Source organism: Paenarthrobacter sp. NEAU-H11 (assembly GCF_050573415.1).
Taxonomy (GTDB): domain Bacteria; phylum Actinomycetota; class Actinomycetes; order Actinomycetales; family Micrococcaceae; genus Arthrobacter.
In genome coordinates this window covers 77,729-97,423 of the sequence record NZ_JBNZGA010000013.1, presented here as the reverse complement: position 1 = coordinate 97,423, position 19,695 = coordinate 77,729, and the positions used below count along the sequence as shown (strand labels likewise).

The following is a 19,695-nucleotide window of genomic DNA, read 5'->3' as shown; positions in this document are numbered from 1 at the left end:
TGATCTTATAGGTTATGTGTATGGTTGTAAATGAGCAATTCCCGGCGGGGCGAAACTTGATCGACGGTGAATGGGTCGCCCCCGCCCACGGCGCGTACGCCGACATCACGGATCCCGCGACGGGCCAGCGACTGGCGCGGGTGGCATCAAGTTCCGGCCAAGACGTAGATGCTGCAGCTCAAGCCGCGCGCACCGCTGCACCTGGCTGGGCCGAATGCCCTCCATCAGAGCGCTCAGCAGCGCTGCACGCGATCGCCGACGATCTGGAAGAGTCCACCGAGCGCATCGCGCAGCTCGAGTCGGCGAATGTCGGTAAACCAATACTCTTCGCACGAGCCGAAGTCGCTGAAGCAGTGGACAACCTGCGCTACTTCGCCGGCGCAGCCCGGTCCGCAGAGGGCCTGGCAGCGGGAAGCTACCGACGCGGCACCACCTCGATGATCCGCCGCGAACCGATGGGGGTGGTCGGGCTCGTCACTGCCTGGAATTTCCCCCTCATGGGAGCGGCGATTAAGTCTGGCGCAGCCCTCGCCGCCGGTAATTCCGTCGTCATCAAGCCCTCCGAACAGACGCCACTATCAACACTGGCGTACGGTGAGATCGTCGCGCGGCATCTGCCTCGCGGTGTGCTAAATGTCGTGACCGGCAATGGCGACCCCGTGGGTGCGGCACTGGTGGAGCATCCCGACATCCGCATGGTCTCGCTCACCGGCGCTGTGACCACCGGACAGACAATTGCGTCGGCCGCCGCGAAGACTTTGAAGAAGGTTCATCTGGAGTTGGGCGGCAACTGTCCGGGCATCGTGTTTGCCGATGCTGACATCGAACGCGTTGTGGCCACGATTCGTCTCGCAGCGACGGTGAATTCCGGGCAGGTGTGCATTGCGGCTGCACGGGTTCTGGTGGAACGGTCCCTGTACAAGGACCTGTCAGAGGCTCTTGTTGCCGGATTTGACACCATCCGGGTCGGCGCCCCCTCCGATGGAGAAGACATCGAAATGGGCCCCATGGCTTTCCGCGCTCACCGCGACCGCGTTGTGAACCACATCGAATCCGTCACCCGTGGCCGAGTCATTCAGCGCAGTGCCGCACCCGTGAGCAATGCGCACGCGTATGTCATGCCGACAGTCATCACCGGTGTCGAACAGTCTGATCCGATCGTGCAGCAGGAGGTTTTCGGACCGGTCATAACAATTCAGCCGTTCGATAACGACGACGAAGCAGTGTCCTGTGCCAACGGGACGCCGTTTGGCCTCGCAGCATCCTTGTGGACCGGGGATCTTGGACGGGCCATGAGACTTGCGCCACGTCTAGACTTCGGCACCGTCTGGATGAATGACCACCTCGTCACACTGCCAGAAATGCCACACGGCGGTCGAAAGCTCTCGGGCTACGGCAGCGAAGGTTCGCCTTACGGAATTCAAGAATTCACCCAGGTCAAGCATGTGTGGACCCGCCACGGGTGACCGCAAAACGATTGTCTAGCCACGGGCGCCCAACTAGCCCCAGTCCGCAACGCAAATAGGACCCCCAGCAACCTGCTGCGCCCAACAAACCCGAAGTAACGTGGAAATGGAGACCATGATGTCCGCATCGACACCACTGGAGCAAGAAGTAAGCGCGGAAATGGAGACAATGATGTCCGCATCGACGCCCTTGGAGCAAGCACTGAACGATCCTGCGCGCGAGGACCAGATCGCCCAAGCTGCAGCGCTGTTCAATGAGCGTAAGGTCACTCACGTTCACTGTATGTACGTGACGGTTCAGGGTCGGGTCCTAACAAAGGTCATGCCCGTCCGGTTCTTCCTCGAATCTGCCGCGCGCAAGGGTGTGCCCTTCGGATACGCCATCGTGGGCGGCCTGCACGTAAGCCTCGCCGGTGAGCTGCTCGGCCCTGGCGGTATCAACACCCGCGAGGGTTTGCTCGTCCCAGACCTGACCACACTTCAAATTCAGCCCTGGGACCCTGAAGTCGCCCAGGTCTTCGGTGACCACTACCGCACGCTCACCGAGGAAGAAGCCCCGGGCGAGGTCGAAGCCTCCGACGCCCGAGGGAACCTCAAGCGCGCCATCGCCTCGCTCCGCGAAGAAATGGGACTGGAACTCAGGACGGGCTGCGAGCCCGAAATGAGCTGGTTCCCGAACGCAGAGTCGGTCCGGCGCGCAGCTGCCACGTCCTTTCCCGACTGGGTCGGCACTTCATACCACCACGGACACTCCACCGAGATGATGCCCATCGTCAAGCGCATCACCGAGTACGCCGAAAAAATGGATTTCCAAATGATCACGGCCGATTACGAAGATCCTGGCCAGATGGAATGCAACTTCATGTTCGACAACGCCCTAGCGACGGCCGATCGCCTCATCACCTATCGTCTGATCTGTCAGGCCGTGGCGCGGGAGTTCGGAGTCATCGCGACCTTCATGCCAAAGCCGGTAGCAGGCATCATGGCCAACGGTTGCCACCATCACGCTAGCCTGTGGCGAGGTGAAGAGAACGTCATGGCAGACGAGCAAGGCCTCACAGAGCTGGGCAGGAACGCGGTCGGAGGCCTGCTCGAACACACCGCGGGAATGACTGCGCTTCTTGCCTCGACCGCAAACTCGTATGCGCGCTTCTGGGACGTTGGACAATTCGCACCGGCGAACATCACCAGTTGGGGCTACGACAACCGCACAGTGACCTATCGCGTGCTCCCCGGCCGGGTGGAGGTCCGGCCGCCGGACGCAGCCGTCAACCCCTACCTGTCTCACGCGGCGCTCATCGGGGCAATGGCCGATGGCATCCGACGCAAGATTGACCCCGGCGCCCCGGAACAGGGCAATGCCTACGCGGGCAGCGGGACAGATGAGACGGCCCGCTTCACCCCGCCGCCTCTGAACCTGGCAGATGCGCTCGACGCACTTGAAGGGGACACCGTCATCAAGGACGTTCTCTCCGAGCCACTCTACCGGACCTTCGCTGACTGCAAGCGCGATGAGTGGAACCGCCGTATCGGCGCGATCACGGACTGGGACTACGCGACTTACCTGAACTACACCCCCTGACCCCCAGTCACCATTTTCACGAGGGGCGGCGCATGGACGAACCACGCGCCGCCCCTCCGGCCCCTAATGAAAGGCACGCTGCCCATGGGCACTCCTAACCTGCTCCGTCCGGGAACTTTGACATTATGCTCAACTGACATCGCGGCACCTCCCATGACCTCGGTCATAGACGGCCAGAGGCAAGGATACGAGCCCGACCTTGCCCGCGCGATCGCCGAGGACCTCGGCGTCAAGCTCGGCTGGGTCGACGTGCGTCGTTGGGCGGACTTTTCCACGCGGCTGTTCGACAACGAGTGCGACGCCATTCTGTGCAACCAGGCAGTCACGCCCGAACGTGCCAAGGTATACGCTTACACCCGGCCCTATGGTCGTTTCGACGAAGGCATCGTAGTTCGCTCTGACAGCGGCGTCCGCGCCCACTACGACCTTGCGGGCCTTAGAGTCGGCGCCATCACAGACACCACCAACCTCGTGCTCGCCAAGCAATTCGCCGGCGCCGAAGTCGTGGAGTTCGGCTCCGGCGACAACGCTTTTCAGGAAATGGCCGACGCAACCCTCAATGGTGACATCGATGCCATGGTCGACGATGAATTGGTCCTCCCCGCGCTCACGGCGAGCGGAGAACTTCGGGTGGCATTCGTTGTGCCTACCCAAAACCCCTACAGCATTGCACTGCGGCCCGAATCGGCCGACCTTCTAGAAGTCCTGGACGCTAGCCTTGCCCGCCTGATTGAAGCCGGCACGGTCGCTGAAATCTGGGCGCGGCACTTCCCTGGCAGGACCTGCCCTCAACTCTAATACTCGCCTCGGAGTTGAAGAGTTGAGTGCGGGCCGGGCAACCTCGCCTGACACCCATCCATAAGCAGCCGGCGTTAGATCTTCAAAACCAACAAGCCCTCCGCCTTCCCCACCATCGGACAGAGGAAAGGGCCCGGAATCAAGTTTCCGGGCCCTTTCCTCTGTCCGATGGTGGGCGAGGGTGATCGGGATTTCCCGCACGAGCGGCTGGCAACATCGAAGAGACCGCCCGAAAACTGTGTGGGACAGGTTCTCGGATTACGCGTGACGCATCATCCTGGCGTCCCGTCCGCCGATTAGGAACGCGGTCTCGCGGAGGTACACCTGGAAGAAGGCGCTATCTTGCTATATGCGTCAAACCATGAGGCCACCGTGGCTTAGGCCTCCGCACGGTGAGTACATTTATTTCACAACTCCAAGGCAATCAATGGCGGCGGCCCTAATTCAGTAGACCTTAAGCCGTGATCAGATCCCACAGGTCCCGCGAACCCAGCGTTGTGATGTTCCGTCCCAGTTCCTCAGCCCAGTGAGACTCGCTGCCGAACTCATCGCGCCAGGACCAAAGACGGCGTGTAAGGAACTGCAAGTCGCACTCGCGGGTGAAACCCAACGCGCCGAACACCTGATGGGCGATTGCCGCGCCGGCCGTCGCAGACTCCCCGGCAATCAGCTTGGCAATGATGGCGTCCTCGGCTCGCGCTGACACCACCGCTGCCTCGGAGGCCATCCGCGCGTTTGCCACACATTCCCCCAGCAGGGCGAGCTGCTGCGCGACCGCTTGGAATCGGGCGATGGGCTGACCGAACTGCTCGCGCTCCTGGGCGTACCGAAGAGTCATCTCCAGGATGCGCTCCAGCGCTCCAGAAATCTGCAGCGCCCGCGCAAGGGCTCCTTGCACCATGAACGAACCGTCCGCCTGATCTGCCAAGACCTGCACCGGTACATCATGAAAGGCGATGGAATCACGGGGTTCGCATGCATAGTTCATGCCCGGTGTCACTGACTTTGGTGCGACCGGCGCCAGAACTGTTACCCGGGCGCCGTTCTGAACTATGTCCGTCACGACATAACTGGCCAAACGTCCTGCCGCGACGGACCGCATGGAACCGCTGATAGACCAGGACGATCCCGTGCTGCGCAGCGTCAATTCCGGTGCTTGAGCTGCCACCGCGATTGGACCGGCCGGCAACGCGACCCCGGCGAGCTCAAGCGCCGGCCCAGCAATCAGGCAACGTTCGGCAAGAGGCACGGGAGCAGCCAGATACGCGGCCACACGAACCAGCTCGGCGGCTTCAGCTGTGCTGCCGCCGCTGCCCCCGTGGTCCTCCCCCACCCCGACTCCGGTCAGCTCCAGATCCGTCAGAGTGTTCCAGAGCTCCGGCGACCATCCAAGAGCCTCGGCCCGCCTCAGTGCTTCACCACCACAGAAGGGAGTACAGACGTCCGCCATGGTGGCAGACAGCTCTGGATCGATATCGAATATTTGGGTCATCGCAGAAGCTCCTTTGCTGCAACACTCCGAAGAATCTCGGTCGTACCACCTCGAAGGGTGAGTGAGGGAATGGTCAGGATGCTGGCGGCAAGCTCGCTCGCCAACGGATCGGACTGGTCCACATCCGAAGGCAAACGGGATAGGTCCCGGATCGTCTCCGCAACCTGCTTCTCGAAGACGGTGCCAATGTCCTTCACGAGCGCCGCCTCGGCTGCCGGTGCGCCGCCTCGGTCGATCACCCGCGCGATTGACAGCGAGAGATTGTATAGCACCCGGTACTGCGCGGCGATGCGTCCTATCGCGTCGAGCTCGCGAGTGGACCTCGACGCCGAGCCGCCGGCAAGGAAGCGCTGGAACAGTCCGAATGTCGAAAGCCAACGGTCCGGGCCGGACCGCTCGTAGGCGAGTTCGGAAGTCACCTGGCTCCAGCCACTACCGATTTCACCAAGAACCATGGCGTCGGGGACGAAGACATCATCCAGTATCACTTCATTGAACTCGTGTCGGCCGTCAAGGCCGATGACCGGCCGGATGGTTACACCGTCAGCGGACAGATCCACAATGAGTTGGCTAAGCCCTTGATGTTTGCGCTCTTCACGGCTCGTCCGCACCAGGGTCAACAGGAAGTCATTGCGATGAGCACCCGAGGTCCACAACTTCGTGCCCCGGACCCTCCAGCCCCCCGCAGCCGCGGTCGCTGCCGTTCTGATAGAGGCAAGATCCGAGCCCGAATCCGGTTCGCTCATGCCGATAGAGAACTCTACTTGTGCGGCGGCGATTGCCGGCAGAAAGTGGCGCCGTTGTTCCTCAGAGCCGAATTTCAAGATCGCAGGCGCTGTCTGCCGATCGGATACCCAATGGCCGCCTACCGGCGCGCCTGCCGCAAGCAGCTCCGCTGCAACAATGAAACGGTCAACCGCTGTCCGTCCGCTTCCTCCGTACTCAGCCGGTATGGACATTGCGACCCAGCCGCGCGCGGCAAGGCGCCGACTGAACTCCCGGTCAACGCCGCTGGCCATATCGGTCCGACCCAGAACAGCGGTTTCCCCGCCCAGGAACTCCCGAACCTCTGCTCTGAGCTGACGCTCCCCGTCAGATAATACGGTCGGTGGGAATCTCATGTTGTAACCTCGTCTCCATTGTCGATGCGGGCAAGAATGTCGAGCGCTACCGCACCCCGTTCCATCACTCGCAGTGGATTCACCTCGAGTTCGGCCAAGCGTGGTCCCAGGCACGCCGCGGCGCCGGAAAGCCCAACCAGCACGTTGGCAAGGGCGCCGGAATCCAGAGCCGGTCTGCCGCGGAACCCGCTCAACAGCGGCGCCGAGCGAAGGCTGCCAATCAACGCCTGCGCACCTTCCAGGGACAACGGAACCAGTGCGGAAGCAACGTCGCCGTAAAGCTCCGCCGTGACCCCACCGAACCCGACCGTGACCACCGGCGGATACCCATCACGCGCTCCCTGGATGCCGACGATAATTTCGGCGGAGTAGTCACCGGATCGGCCAACCATCTCCTGGACCAGGACCCCATCAAGGGCAGCGCCCGGGATCCGTGCCCCAGCGCCAAATACATCGTCAAAGGCCGTTGCGACGTCTTGGGTACCGACGCCGACCTTCACCCCACCGATGTCGCTTTTATGAGCGATTTGCGCGGACTGGATCTTGAGCACGAAACGATCACCGCCAATTTCCTTGGCAGCACTTTCTGCCTCCTCACGGGAGTGGACCAATCGCGACGCGGGCCGGGAAACTCCCGTTGAATCGAGCAGCACCGATGCCCGTGCCTCAGTGACTATGCCGGCGGAAGAAAGCAGTGCATCCACCACGGTCGGCGGTACGGGCGGTTGAACCGTCTCGCATTCCTGTGATGACGTGGAGGAAGCTGCGGCGAGACGCTTGATGAGGCGCACCGCGGACCTAATCGATCCCGTCATGAAAACACCGTTCGTGCGAAGCACGTCCGCAGCAGTGCCAATCGCGGGCTGGGGAACGAGCCAGGAAACAACGAAGCGGGTGTTCGGACTTCTGTGGGCGGCCCTGGCGATGCTGTGCGCTGCCCAGTCACCCAGTGCTCCGCTCGCGCCGGTAAGGATCACCAGACACACCGCCACGCCCGTATCGTTCGCGACCAGGGTGCACGCCTGCTCAAGGCCGTCGTTTTGGTGGGCGAAGAGCTGCGCCGTGACGTCAACCGGGTTCGCAATGGACCCATAGGCGGGGATGACCTCGGCCAGCGCCGTGCGCGTGTTGGATGACAAAACGGTGAGGTTCAGACCTGCGTCCACAATCTGGTCAGCGCTCATGCCGCCAGCGCCGCCGGAGCTTGTGATCACAGCAACCGAACGGCCGGTGGGCCTAGCGTCGAGGGAGAGTGCCTCGATCACATCGATCAGTTCGTCGACGTCGTCAACCGCGATCACTCCGTACCGTTCGGCGAGCAGTGTAAACGCCTGGTCCGGTTTAACCATTGCCCCGGTGTGCGATGCTGCTGCCAGTTGCCCGGCCTGGCTCTTGCCCGCGCGCAGGAGGACCAAGTGTTTTCCCAGCTGGCGGGCAGTTTCAAGAAGCTGGCTCCAAGCCACGCCGTCGGGGATTGCTTCCAGGTAGAGAGCGACCGTGCGGACTTCGTCCTCCCGCAAGATTCGTTCTGCGAGCTCAACGACGCTGACATCGATTTGGTTGCCCACACTGGCCCAGGCGACCAGGCCTACTCCCCTTGCGTTAGCGTGCGCCAGCACTGATCCCCCTATGGCGCCGCTTTGGCCGACGTAGGCGACCCCGGACGAAGGGGGACGTTCGGTTGCGAAGGCCGGAGAGAACGCCGCAACCAGGCCGCCCGGCTCATAGAAGAGACCCTGACAGTTGGGGCCCAGTATTCGAACACCATACGTGCGTGCTACCTCTGCGGTTCGCTGTTGCAGCTCAGCCCCTTCGGGCCCCTCTTCCGCGAAGCCTGATGAGTAGATAATGGCAGCGCGGACGCCGGAGCGTCCGCAGTCTTCTATGACTTCCGGCACCACGGACGCCGGAACAAAGATTAGGGCGAGATCGACTACCCCGGGAATATCAACAAGTGTCCGGTGACAGACACGCCCGCCAAACTCGTCGTACTTCGGGTTGACCAGGTAGATGGGACCGGAGAACGACCCGTCTTCAAGATGACGCAGGGCATCGCTGGCGAACCCACCGCGGCGGGAGATCCCAACGAGGGCCACACTTCTGGGACGCAACATCGGATCCAACGAAGTATTTGACACGGGTCCAGCCCTCTTCTCGAAGTGAAACATAAAACATCTAAAGTATGAAGTATCGTAGCACGTATAGCACCTAGCGTCTGTTGGATTAATCGAGGATCCTTAGCGAGCAATGCGCCAGGAGTCCGTGTTAGCTCGCCTACCCTCAAACCGGTGCCGCTGGATCGCGAAAAGCAAATTAAGGGTTGGTTAGAGCGTGAACGCCCTAACCAACCCTCAGAAAAACCTCAATTAGGCAGCCAGTCCTAAGCGGCGGTGTGTTCTGGCGCCTCAGGGGCAAGGGGACGCCCGGGTTTGGAGGTCCGCCGCGCAGTGACAATGAATATGAGCGGGAGCACCACAATGACAATTAAGACAACCCATGACATGGCATCGGCGGGGGTCGGAGGAGGATTGATCAGGCCGTCGATGTAGGCCCAGGCCATACCCGCGCCACCGATCACCGCAGTCGTGATCAGACCGATCCGGGTCTGCTTGTCCCTCAATGCGAGGCGGACCGCTCCGACGCTGATGAGCACGTACGGAACGACCCAGAGATATACAACAAGAGGAGCCACTGTGTAGTATGCGGACGCAACGTCTCCGGTGAGGACAAGCAGGACCGCTATGACGGCAGCCCCACCCAATCCAATCAGAATAAGTCCGACATAGGGGCTCCGATGGCGGGAGTGAACGATCGCGATCCGACGGGGCAGCAAGCCGTCCTCAGCCAGCGTCTTCACAAAACGCGCGCCGAAATTCAGGAAGCCGATCAGGGCAGCGAACGTCGCGACAGCAAGGACGACATCACTAGCCGTCGCAACTCCCTCACCCAGGCCCGACTGAAGCGCAAGAGCCGCCGGCGCGGACACCCCGGCAGCGAGCGAGTCCCCGGCAGCGATCAGGCCCGGAACCTGCATTAGCGTCACAATGGGGAAGATCGCCCCAAGCACGACAGGCACGGACATGACAGCCAGCGGAACACTCCGACGGGGATCACGGGCTTCCATCGCCAGCGCCGCACAGCTTTCGAACCCGACCAGGAAAGCCGCACCAAGGGCCACACCATGGAGGGTGCCGCCGAGACTGGCGGACCCGAAATCGAGCTGGACAGCGAGGTCAAAGCCAGTGTGCAGGACACTGGCAACGCTGATAACAATCACGAGTGGCAGCGAGATGAGCGCCAACGTCACCGCCACTTTGACGGAAGTATCCAGGCCGCGGTAGGCAATGGCAAATGCGATGGCGATCGCGATTGCCGTGATCGCCAACTGCGGCCCAGCCTCAAGGGCATTAGTCATGCCGCGGCCGTACAGGAAGCTGCCCGCGAAAATCCCCAACACGCCGGCAAGTGCTCCTACAGCAACGACGAAGCCCCCCAAAAGCGCAGCACCCGTAACGTAGCGGGCCCAAGGCCCAAAAACCTCTCCTACATAGGAATACAGCGACCCCGTCGCGACATACTTCCGAGCGAACGCTGTCACCGAAAAACCCACACACACCACAGCGATACTGGCTAGCAATGACGACTGCCACGCCGTCGGCCCCGCCGTACTTAGCACCAGTAAAGGCACTAGCGCTATACCCACTGCAGGGAAAAACGAGGCCAGCGACAATGAAGCCAGCGAAACCCCGCTGAGCTTGCCCACCTCAAGTTCCCTGCTCACATCGATCGAATTACTCATTAAGGACATTCCTTCGCTTGGGTGAACCCCATCACATTTTGGGATTGCATTGCCAGCAAACGTAATGGAACTTAACCTCTAAAGCAATAGGTCAGATGTAAAGGGATTTCGCGCTGGGGCCCCATCGAACTTTAAAGGCAATACCTCTGGCCCCGTATTGCCCGTATTCGGGCGGAAGGTGGGCGGCTCGCTATACCGCGGCGAGTGGATCCGATCCGCAAGGGCCACCAGGGCCTCACGCATGTCCAGGCGCGCGACAAAGTGCCCCAGGCAGTGGTGGCGCCCTCCGCCGAACCCGTAATGCGGCACCCGCTCGGCAGTGATGTCAAACTCTGCACCCTCGCCCAGGATCAGCGGATCCGTCCCCGAAGCGTAGGCCATCATGTGAAGCACTGTTCCCTCCGCGATATCCACACCTTGGAATGTAAAGGCATCTTCGGCGATGCGCGTGATCCAGTTAATGGTCGGCATGAAGCGGACAACCTCCTCGACCGCATTGGCCCCCAGCTCAGGCTGACGCCCCAGCAGATCCCACTGATCGGGGCGCACGACGAAGGCATGCATCCCGAAGCCGATCTGGCTTCGCGTCGTGTCCATCCCCCCAAAAATTAGCTGGACAATGAGCTCACGTACCTCGGTCCAGTCCAGGCCCCCATCACCCTGGGCGGCCTGGACCAGCGTGGACACCACATCCCGGCCTGGATGGCGCTGCGCTGCCTCGATCAGGCGGTCCGCACGCTTCCCCAAGGCCAGGATTGCAGCCTCAATCCGTCCACGCTGTTCCGCGATTTCGGGACCGAAGGCCAGGCCCAAGTCTGCAGATTGGTCGCTGAGCTCCTTCCAGTCATCCTCAGGAATCCCCAGCAGCCGACACAATGCCCGCGCGGAGAATGGCTCAGCGAAATCCGCCATGAATTCACAGGAACCGCTGGCAACAAACCCATCAATGAGCTCGTGCGCAAGCTCCCGGAACTGCTCGGTCATCAGTGCGACTGCCGACTTCGAAAATGCCGGGTTCACCAAGCGCCGGATACGCGCATGATCCTCATCCGGAACTGCCACCAAGGTGCGCTGCCACCAATCAAACAGCACCCCCTCTGTGATTCCGTTCTGAGCCGGCCACGAAGAACTGCCCTGCCGCAAAGCTGGATGCTTGAGCAGCTTACCCACCTCCTCATGGCGCAAGACCGCAATGCCGAAATTGGTCCTGACACACCACCCCTCCTCACGCGCGTCCAAAACGGCGGCCCCCGAGGCTGAAAACGACGGAGCGGTCAGATCAAGCGGGGCATGGCCACCAGCAGCAACAGAAGTCATACAAAAACTCTAACTTCATATCTTAGAGTGTCAAGCCCGTTTCTGGTGAATCCTCTATACTCTGGTGTTATGACCATCAAGGACCCGCGCGAGCTGCGGCACACGCAGGCGAACCAGCTCGTTCGAGACGTCGTACTCTCCCGGATCGGGCCCAGCGGCGGACTTGTTGCGCAGACCGTCAGTCGGTTGGGCGAGGCCGTGAACCTGGGAATATTCCCTGTTGGTGAGCGGCTGCCAGCGGAGTCCGACCTTGCGGAGCAGCTGGGCATCTCTGCCATGACCCTCCGGGAAGCTCTCGCCATCATGCGTGAAGCCGGCTACCTCGAGACACGCCGGGGGCGCATGGGAGGGACCTACATCAACCCGGACGCCCTCTCGATGACCGAACGCGGCCGCAGCGCGGGAACGCCTGAAATCAGTCAGGAATTGCTGTGCGATCTTACTGACTACCGTATAGCCATTGCCGCCCACAGCGCCGCTTTGGCGGCGGACCGGGCAACCCCCGATGAGATCGACGAACTGCGCGGCCTTATAGAGCAGATAGAAAAGGCAGAAAGCTTCGCAGAATTTCGCAAGGCAGACGCCTCCTTCCACGTCATGATCTCTTCCTGCACCCGCTCCGCCCGTCTTGTCAAAGCAGAAGCAGACCTGCAGTCGGAAATTAGCCCCCTCGCCAGGGGCGCCTTCAACGTTGGCCCCCACTGGCGGCACACGACTAACACCGAGCATGCAGAAATCCTGGCCGCCATCGAATTGGGGGCACCGGACCTGGCCCGGGAACGGATGACAGACCACATGTACAGCACCTATGCAGCCGTCGAAGGATTTCTTAAGGCAGACGCTGCCGCCCGCCGCCACTCCTAACGCTGGCTGACCCACCGGGGCGATCGAATGCATCGGAGGCTGCCGCCCCCAGATTCCAAAACTCGAGATCTAAATCAGCGACTCCTTCCTTGCATCAGTTATAGAACAAGCCGACATCTGAGCGATTACGGCTGGACGATGTCCAGCATGTCGGCATCTACAGCCACACGAACAATAGCTTGCAGCACCTCAAGTCAACCGAGCATCTATCGAGAGGACAGCGTAATGACTGTCGACCGTTCTATACGTGTTTATAAGAGCGAGGAAAACCTCGCCCGCGAGGACCAGCTGGCGTACAGGATCGCCATGGTCGCCGCCGACTCCGTCGAGGTCACCGCCGAGGTAACCGGCATGGTGATAAACCGGATTATCGACAACGCCTCGGTGGCCATCGCCTCTGTGAACCGTGGACCCATCGTGGCAGCCCGGGCGCAAGCCCTCTCACACGGGCCCAGCACCGGCGGCAAAGGTGCCAAGATCTTCGGTATCGGCGAACGGGTCTCCCCGGAGTGGGCGGCGTGGGCCAACGGGGTGGCGGTGCGTGAGCTGGACTATCACGATACGTTCTTGGCCGCTGAGTACTCCCACCCTGGCGACAACATTCCGCCGATCCTTGCTGTGGGCCAGCATGTGGGCTCAAGCGGCCGGGACCTCGTGCGGGCCATCGCCACGGGGTATGAAATTCAGGTGAACCTGGTGAAGGCGATTTGCCTGCACAAGCACAAGATTGACCACGTCGCACACCTTGGCCCGTCAGCAGCGGCCGGCATCGGCACCCTGCTGGGGCTTGACGTCGAGACCATTTTCCAGTCCGTGGGGCAGGCGCTGCACACGACGACGGCGACACGCCAGTCCCGTAAGGGCGAGATCTCCACCTGGAAGGCGCACGCGCCGGCCTTTGCGGGGAAGATGGCCGTCGAGGCGGCAGACCGGGCTATGCGCGGTCAGACGTCACCTGTGCCGATCTATGAAGGCGAGGACGGGGTGATCGCGTGGATGCTGGACGGTCCCGACGCCTCCTATATGGTGCCCATGCCGGAAGCCGGTGAGGCCAAGCGGGCCATTCTGGACACGTACACCAAGGAACACTCGGCCGAGTACCAGGCGCAGGCCTGGATCGATCTGGCTCGGAAGCTGAACCGTGAGCACCCGGAGGCCACCGACCCCGCGAATGTGAAATCCGTGCTGATCAGGACGAGCCACCACACGCATTTCGTCATCGGGTCCGGGGCGAACGATCCCCAGAAGTACTCCCCCACGGCCTCGCGGGAGACCCTTGACCATTCCATCCCGTACATCTTCACTGTTGCGCTGCAGGACGGCGCCTGGCACCACGTGGACTCCTACTCCCCCGCCCGTGCCGCCCGCCCGGACACGGTGGACATGTGGCAGAAGGTCAGCACGGAGGAAGATCCCGAGTGGACGCGGCGCTACCATTCCCTGAACATCGCGGAGAAGGCCTTCGGCGGGTCCGTGGAGATTACCCTCACCGACGGCACCGTTATCACGGACGAGATAGCCGTCGCGGACGCTCACCCGCTGGGTGCCAGGCCTTTCGGTCGCGAGCAGTACGTCCACAAGTTCCGTACCCTCGCGGCCGGATTGGTGGAGGAGGCCGAAATTGAACGGTTCCTTGCCGCCGTCGAACGCCTCCCGGAACTGGCTGCCGGTGAGCTGGAGCAGCTGAACATCACGGCGGCACCGGGCGTCATCGACTTGGACGCGGCACCGAAGGGATTGTTCTAAATGTTGTACTCGACCGCCACTCCCGAGAAGAAGCGCATTCAGCTCCGCAGACTCCTGGCCTCCGGGGCCATCTCGCAGTTTCCCGGTGCGTTCAACCCGCTTTCGGCCCGCCTGATTGAGGAGAAGGGGTTCGCCGGGGTCTACATTTCCGGTGCGGTCCTAGCCAATGACCTTGGCCTGCCGGATATCGGGCTGACCACCCTCACTGAAGTGGCTACCCGGGCCGGGCAGATCGCCCGTATGACTGACCTGCCTGCGATCGTGGACGCGGACACTGGCTTTGGCGAACCCATGAATGTTGCCCGCACTGTGCAGGAACTCGAGAACGCGGGTCTGGCGGGACTTCATATTGAGGACCAGTTAAACCCCAAGCGCTGCGGCCACCTCGACGGCAAAAGCGTAGTGGACCTGGAGACCGCAACCAAGCGCATTCGTGCTGCCGCCGACGCCCGCCGCGACCCCAACTTCCTCATCATGGCCCGTACCGACATCCGCGCCGTTGAGGGGTTGGCCGCTGCCCAGGACCGCGCGCGTGCGCTCGTGGAGGCTGGTGCCGACGCCATCTTCCCGGAAGCCATGGCTACCTTGGCCGAATTCCAGGCAATCCGCGACGCCGTCGACGTTCCCATCCTGGCCAACATGACCGAATTCGGCAAAAGTGACCTCCTTACGGTGTTTGAACTACAGAAAGTTGGCGTGAACATGGTCATCTATCCGGTAACCCTGCTCCGCAGCGCCATGGGTGCAGCCGAACGAGTCCTGCACACCTTAAGGAATGAAGGCACGCAGGAAGCGCAGGTTGGAAGCATGCTCACCCGTGCACGTCTCTACGAACTCGTGGACTACGAGGCTTACAACCGATTCGATGCCAGCGTTTTCAACTTCCAGATATCCGGAATCCGCTAACAGCTACGCCCATCACCCTCTCAGACAAGGAAGTCTTATGAATTCGGAAACCATCGAAATCCGCAAAGGCCTCGCCGGTGTCATAGTGGACTACACCGCCGTCTCCAAGGTCAACCCGGACACGAATTCACTGCTATACCGCGGCTACCCAGTGCAGGAACTGGCCGCCCGCTGCAGCTTTGAAGAAGTGGCCTACCTGCTCTGGAACGGCGAACTGCCCACCCCGGACCAGCTGACAGAATTCACAGCACGGGAACGCGGCGGCCGAACCTTAGACCCCATGGTGAAACACGTAATCGACGGGCTGCCCACCACGGCGCACCCCATGGATGTCTGCCGGACCGCGGTGTCGGTTATGGGCGCGCGCCACCCGCTGGCCGAAGACTCCACCCGCGAAGCCAACATGGAGAAGGCCATTGACCTGTTCGCGGCCATGCCGGCGGTGGTGGCTTACGACCAGCGCCGCCGCCACGGGCAGGACGCCGTCGAACCCCGCGATGACCTCAGTTACTCCGCCAACTTCCTCTGGATGGCTTTTGGCGAAGAACAGGTTCCGGAGGTGGTGGAGGCCTTCAACGTCTCGATGATCCTCTACGCCGAGCACTCCTTCAACGCCTCCACCTTCACCGCACGGGTTATCACCTCGACGCTGTCCGACCTCCACTCCGCCCTCACTGGCGCCATCGGCGCGCTCAAGGGGCCGCTGCACGGCGGGGCCAACGAGGCCGTGATGCACACCTTCGACGAAATCGGCATCCGCCCAGAAGAGTCCACTGAGGAGGCAACAACCCGTGCCAAGGCATGGATGGAGGACGCGCTGGTCCAAAAGAAGAAGGTCATGGGCTTCGGCCACCGTGTCTACAAGCATGGCGACTCCAGAGTGCCCACCATGAAAGCTGCCCTGGACAAGATGATCGCCCACTACGGCCGCCCCGAACTCCTAGGACTCTACAACGCCTTGGAGCAAGCGATGGACGAGGCCAAAGCCATAAAACCCAACCTCGACTACCCCGCCGGACCCACCTACCACCTCATGGGCTTCGACACCCCTACCTTCACGCCCATTTTCGTTGCAAGCCGTATCACCGGCTGGACCGCGCACATCATGGAACAGCTGTCATCCAACTCCCTGATCCGTCCGCTAAGCGAATACAACGGGCAGGAACAGCGTTCTTTGTAACACTCTGAGCCTTTGCTGTCTCCCAGCCAGAGTAACTATCTCAATCAATAATTACCGCGATGTGGGTCAGCGTTTGCACGCCTAGTGAGGCAAAAGGCAATGCTTCGCCCATCCAGCAGTTCAGGAAGCGGCTCACAGGGGATTGCATGTTTGGCTCAAAATTGCATCCACCTAGGCATCGAGATACAAACCACGCGGAGATGGGTGGGGTAGGGGCAGTCCAGACAGGCACAGATTGTTCCTGACGAAGAATATCGATTACGTTGACGTGCCCTCTTGCACAACTCCGCCCCATCTACGACGCTGCCCGCGCCAGACATCTCAAGGGGACGTATCCTCCATGCATCTTGTCACTCGTAAAATGTTCAAGTCCAAAATCCATCGCGCCACCGTCACACACGCGGACCTGCATTATGTTGGCTCCGTCACCGTGGACCTGAACCTGTTGGATGCGGCCGACATCCTGCCAGGAGAGCTCGTTGCAATCGTCGACGTCTCCAACGGCGCCCGTCTGGAGACCTACACCATCGCTGGCGAACGTGGATCCGGTGTCATCGGCATCAACGGCGCCGCTGCACACCTGATCCAGGTAAAAGACACGGTTATTCTCATCGCTTATGCGGAAATGACCACCGAAGAAGCACGGACGTACGATCCAAGGGTGGTCCATGTCGACCAGCAGAACAGCATCCTAAAGCTCGGTAACGACCCCGCCGAAGGCCTCACCCCTACGCTGCTCCGCCCGCCCTTCGCGTCAAGGAACGTTCGTGAGCAATTAAGGCCGCCAGCTGTAAACGACCTATAACAAGACATGCGGCACAGAGGCTCGGCGGGTAGTTTCCAGGACCCGCAGCATCCCCTCGAGTGAAGCCAGCCTATTCTATGAACCGGCAACGATGGTCAACACAGAAATTGATTCCACAATCAGAGAAAGAAGACATTGGCCTATGAAGCCTATGGGTGACAAACGTGACAAGCTGCACCGCACAAACCAGTGGCAGTCGCTCGTTGGCGAGATCGTCGAGGTCCGGAGAAATGGAAGACTATATCGCCGAGGACTAGTCGATGATGCAATGCCCGATGGCAGCGGTTTATGGCTCGCTCCTGAATCTGTGTTTCAGCGGGAATACATAGATGCCGCTTCTGACTTTGAGGTCCGAACTAGTCTCTATCCGCGCTCAAAGTGGGACAGTGGAGCTTCGGAGATCGAAGGTGAAGGCAGCAAGAGCCGTTGATCCTGCCCCAGATAAGAGGTGTGCGCGCTCCATTACGGCACCATCGTCCTGATGTCAACGTCCGTCTAAGAACCAGTCCATCTTGGGCACCCTGATGGACGCAGGCCCCTTTCATTGCGCCCTGCCGAACCTCCGCAGCACGAGCGACTTGGTTTTACGCGAAGTTCGGAAGCGACCATGCCCGGTTATGTGCCAGCGCGCCGCACTCCACTCAGAACGGCAAGACTAAGACGGTCAACTCCATGCATTGCGTCTGCTGCTCTGACGAGCGCCAAATGCGAGAAGGCCTGCGGAAAATTGCCGGCCATCCGTTGTTCCTTCACTGCGTATTCTTCGCTAAGAAGGCCGAGTTCATTCGAGAAGCCCACGAGCTTGTCCATGAGAACTGTTGCGTCCGCCGTACGACCAGTTCGTGCATACTGTTCGACGAGCCAGAACGAGCAGGCAAGAAAGGGGTGCTCGCCGGGATCAAGCCCGTCGACGCCGCTCTCGGTGCGGTAGCGAAGCAATAGTCCGCCGTCAGTGAGGAGATCCTTCTCCAGGCGGGCGACGGTTCCAAGCATGGGCGCATCATCGTAGGCAAGGAAACCAACTTGTGGCATGACCAGTAAGGCTGAATCAACTTGCCCTCCACCGTAAGTTTGGGTGAAGGAGTTCAGCTCTGAGTCGAATCCCTCCCGCATGATCTCAGCCTTCAGACGATCGCGGAGTTGCGCCCAATGGTCAATGGCGCCCGTCATTCCATGGTCTCTTACAGCACGAATGCCGCAGTCGAAAGCGGCCCACATCATGACCCGCGAATGCGTAAAGTATTGAGCCTTGCCACGCATCTCCCACAGCCCGAAGTCCCGGTCATCCATGTGGTTCTCTACAAATCCCAACAGAAGACGCCCAAGGGCCCAAGAGAAGTGGTCTTCCCTGCCTCCCGCTAAACGCAGCCTTTCTAGCGCCACCCGATGGGACGGAAACCATGTCAATTCAAAATCGACCGTTTCGCCTTTTGAAACAGCGAATCTTCCCTCATGCCCGTGTGCATAGGCCTGCGGAAGGTGCGGTCCCCTCAGGGCGACAGCGTCGGGACCTGCCCTAGCCAACAGGATGGCTGTGTCAGGAACTGCATGATCGCGAACACGGCTAACCCATGGGGCAACCATCCCATAACTCGGGCGGATGATGAGTTTCTGGTGCATCTCGATGGTTCCATCCAGTGCCGTGACTCGACGCAGAATCGATGAACTGCCGACTCCCACGGGCATGAAATCCGTAACCAAGACGCGTCCCGAGACAGTCTCCCAAGTTGTTTGAAGCACAAACGTCGAATCTAGATACTGCCGATCAACGACGGCAGCGTCCGGATGGTGGGGAGCTAAAAGCCACCGACCGTGGTCGTCGTTTCCCAAGAGAGAACTGAACAACGCAGGGGAGTCGAAACGAGGGAAGCACAGCCAGTCCACACTGCCGCTTCGGGAGACAAGTGGTCCCGTTTGTAGATCCGAAAGCAACGCATAGTCCTCTATCGGAGCAACCATAGCTTCACTTAACCACAACTGACTCGAATCTCATCGGGCCACGGAAAAGAAGAGTGAATCCGGACTGTTGCCGGGTCCATCCAGAAAGGTCCTCCTAAGCCGTTGGTCGTCTTCCTTGTTCACTGCCGGGGCACCTTGCCAGGAATCCAAGGCCGCAGGCGTTTACAAAGATACACATAACATATAAGATCAGAGGATAGACGCATAGAAGGGTTATGAAAGGAAGAGTCAGTATGACACGAGAAGAAGCCCACGCCGCTTGCCCTCCTGACTCTTACGTGGAGTTCTACGGTGGCCAATGGCTTGTGATCCCATTTGCGCCGGTTGAGCAGCCACCCTTCTTCACCTGCTTGCCTGGCAGTGGGCGGAGTACCTATCACTGACCGCTCAACTGGGGTACTAAGTGCAGGCCGCGCCCCAGTGCTGGAACTTGTACCGCTGGGAACTAGCCCAAAACTCCAGCGGTGTTGAGGTGCCACCGGCTGCAGCTAGAGACTCCCTTAGGTCAGCACAACCATATCTGCCTACTGGCCAGGTTCCCTCTGAGCCGGTGGGCTTTTTAAGGCACGAATAGTAAAGACGGAAGAAATTACCGCACCGGGGTTGGCCAGCCGGGACTGCCGGAGGCAGTTCCGGTTGGCTCATAAACCGGAGCTCAAT

At 60.7% G+C, this 19,695-nt stretch carries 14 protein-coding genes; 8 read left to right on the top strand and 6 right to left on the bottom strand.

The genetic code is table 11. The features are described 5' to 3' along the window. Window positions 1-20: 20 nt before the first annotated feature. From ACQ3DC_RS16035 to ACQ3DC_RS16025, 3 genes are all read left to right on the top strand, one after another. A complete protein-coding gene (locus tag ACQ3DC_RS16035; RefSeq protein ID WP_430752731.1) occupies window positions 21-1,466 on the top strand; it encodes an aldehyde dehydrogenase family protein in 1,446 nt (481 codons plus the stop codon). A 106-nt stretch (window positions 1,467-1,572) separates the two neighbouring features. Continuing rightward, complete coding sequence (locus tag ACQ3DC_RS16030; protein ID WP_430752730.1) at window positions 1,573-3,048, top strand: glutamine synthetase family protein; 1,476 nt, start codon at window positions 1,573-1,575, stop codon at window positions 3,046-3,048. 66 nt (window positions 3,049-3,114) lie between these two features. Further along, entirely contained in the window at window positions 3,115-3,846 is a 732-nt protein-coding gene (locus ACQ3DC_RS16025; RefSeq protein ID WP_430752729.1) for a substrate-binding periplasmic protein, read from the top strand. Window positions 3,847-4,300: 454 nt separating this feature from the next. Here the strand turns inward: ACQ3DC_RS16025 and ACQ3DC_RS16020 are convergent, their stop codons facing one another. The 5 genes from ACQ3DC_RS16020 to ACQ3DC_RS16000 form a co-directional block, all read right to left on the bottom strand. After that, window positions 4,301-5,338 (bottom strand): acyl-CoA dehydrogenase family protein, encoded by a 1,038-nt coding sequence (locus tag ACQ3DC_RS16020; protein ID WP_430752728.1) that lies wholly within the window; start codon window positions 5,336-5,338, stop codon window positions 4,301-4,303. Beyond that, a complete protein-coding gene (locus tag ACQ3DC_RS16015; RefSeq protein WP_430752727.1) occupies window positions 5,335-6,459 on the bottom strand; it encodes an acyl-CoA dehydrogenase family protein in 1,125 nt (374 codons plus the stop codon). The genes ACQ3DC_RS16020 and ACQ3DC_RS16015 overlap by 4 nt, the downstream gene beginning before the upstream one ends. Then, window positions 6,456-8,573: an acetate--CoA ligase family protein gene (locus tag ACQ3DC_RS16010; RefSeq protein ID WP_430752757.1), complete on the bottom strand. Its 2,118-nt coding sequence runs from the start codon at window positions 8,571-8,573 to the stop codon at window positions 6,456-6,458. The genes ACQ3DC_RS16015 and ACQ3DC_RS16010 overlap by 4 nt, the downstream gene beginning before the upstream one ends. Window positions 8,574-8,839: 266 nt before the next feature. Further along, window positions 8,840-10,258 (bottom strand): APC family permease, encoded by a 1,419-nt coding sequence (locus ACQ3DC_RS16005; RefSeq protein ID WP_430752726.1) that lies wholly within the window; start codon window positions 10,256-10,258, stop codon window positions 8,840-8,842. 78 nt (window positions 10,259-10,336) lie between these two features. After that, window positions 10,337-11,575: a cytochrome P450 gene (locus ACQ3DC_RS16000; protein WP_430752725.1), complete on the bottom strand. Its 1,239-nt coding sequence runs from the start codon at window positions 11,573-11,575 to the stop codon at window positions 10,337-10,339. Between the two features lie 69 nt (window positions 11,576-11,644). On the opposite strand from ACQ3DC_RS16000, the gene ACQ3DC_RS15995 reads away from it, so the two are divergent. From ACQ3DC_RS15995 to panD, 5 genes are all read left to right on the top strand, one after another. Continuing rightward, the gene (locus ACQ3DC_RS15995) at window positions 11,645-12,439 is read left to right on the top strand and encodes a FadR/GntR family transcriptional regulator (RefSeq protein WP_430752724.1); all 795 of its coding nucleotides are present in this window, start codon (window positions 11,645-11,647) and stop codon (window positions 12,437-12,439) included. A 225-nt stretch (window positions 12,440-12,664) separates the two neighbouring features. After that, entirely contained in the window at window positions 12,665-14,185 is a 1,521-nt protein-coding gene (locus ACQ3DC_RS15990; RefSeq protein ID WP_430752723.1) for an MmgE/PrpD family protein, read from the top strand. Further along, the gene (gene prpB, locus ACQ3DC_RS15985; RefSeq protein WP_430752722.1) at window positions 14,186-15,091 is read left to right on the top strand and encodes a methylisocitrate lyase; all 906 of its coding nucleotides are present in this window, start codon (window positions 14,186-14,188) and stop codon (window positions 15,089-15,091) included. A gap of 37 nt (window positions 15,092-15,128) precedes the next feature. Continuing rightward, window positions 15,129-16,271, top strand: a complete 1,143-nt coding sequence (locus ACQ3DC_RS15980) for a bifunctional 2-methylcitrate synthase/citrate synthase (RefSeq protein ID WP_430752721.1) — start codon at window positions 15,129-15,131, stop codon at window positions 16,269-16,271. Window positions 16,272-16,632: 361 nt separating this feature from the next. Then, window positions 16,633-17,076, top strand: a complete 444-nt coding sequence (panD, locus tag ACQ3DC_RS15975; RefSeq protein ID WP_430752756.1) for an aspartate 1-decarboxylase — start codon at window positions 16,633-16,635, stop codon at window positions 17,074-17,076. 615 nt (window positions 17,077-17,691) lie between these two features. On the opposite strand, the gene ACQ3DC_RS15970 is transcribed toward panD, so the two are convergent. Continuing rightward, the gene (locus ACQ3DC_RS15970) at window positions 17,692-19,053 is read right to left on the bottom strand and encodes a glycoside hydrolase family 15 protein (protein WP_430752720.1); all 1,362 of its coding nucleotides are present in this window, start codon (window positions 19,051-19,053) and stop codon (window positions 17,692-17,694) included. Window positions 19,054-19,695: the final 642 nt, after the last annotated feature.

Coding starts and splice junctions, on each gene's coding strand:
- ACQ3DC_RS16035 (WP_430752731.1), top strand. CDS start 21: ATGGTTGTAAATGAGCAATTCCCGGCGGGGCGAAACTTGATCGACGGT.
- ACQ3DC_RS15980 (WP_430752721.1), top strand. CDS start 15,129: ATGAATTCGGAAACCATCGAAATCCGCAAAGGCCTCGCCGGTGTCATA.
- ACQ3DC_RS16015 (WP_430752727.1), bottom strand. CDS start 6,459: ATGAGATTCCCACCGACCGTATTATCTGACGGGGAGCGTCAGCTCAGA.
- panD (WP_430752756.1), top strand. CDS start 16,633: ATGTTCAAGTCCAAAATCCATCGCGCCACCGTCACACACGCGGACCTG.
- ACQ3DC_RS15990 (WP_430752723.1), top strand. CDS start 12,665: ATGACTGTCGACCGTTCTATACGTGTTTATAAGAGCGAGGAAAACCTC.
- ACQ3DC_RS16005 (WP_430752726.1), bottom strand. CDS start 10,258: ATGAGTAATTCGATCGATGTGAGCAGGGAACTTGAGGTGGGCAAGCTC.
- prpB (WP_430752722.1), top strand. CDS start 14,186: ATGTTGTACTCGACCGCCACTCCCGAGAAGAAGCGCATTCAGCTCCGC.
- ACQ3DC_RS16010 (WP_430752757.1), bottom strand. CDS start 8,573: ATGTTGCGTCCCAGAAGTGTGGCCCTCGTTGGGATCTCCCGCCGCGGT.
- ACQ3DC_RS16000 (WP_430752725.1), bottom strand. CDS start 11,575: ATGACTTCTGTTGCTGCTGGTGGCCATGCCCCGCTTGATCTGACCGCT.
- ACQ3DC_RS16025 (WP_430752729.1), top strand. CDS start 3,115: ATGAAAGGCACGCTGCCCATGGGCACTCCTAACCTGCTCCGTCCGGGA.
- ACQ3DC_RS15995 (WP_430752724.1), top strand. CDS start 11,645: ATGACCATCAAGGACCCGCGCGAGCTGCGGCACACGCAGGCGAACCAG.
- ACQ3DC_RS16030 (WP_430752730.1), top strand. CDS start 1,573: ATGGAGACCATGATGTCCGCATCGACACCACTGGAGCAAGAAGTAAGC.
- ACQ3DC_RS16020 (WP_430752728.1), bottom strand. CDS start 5,338: ATGACCCAAATATTCGATATCGATCCAGAGCTGTCTGCCACCATGGCG.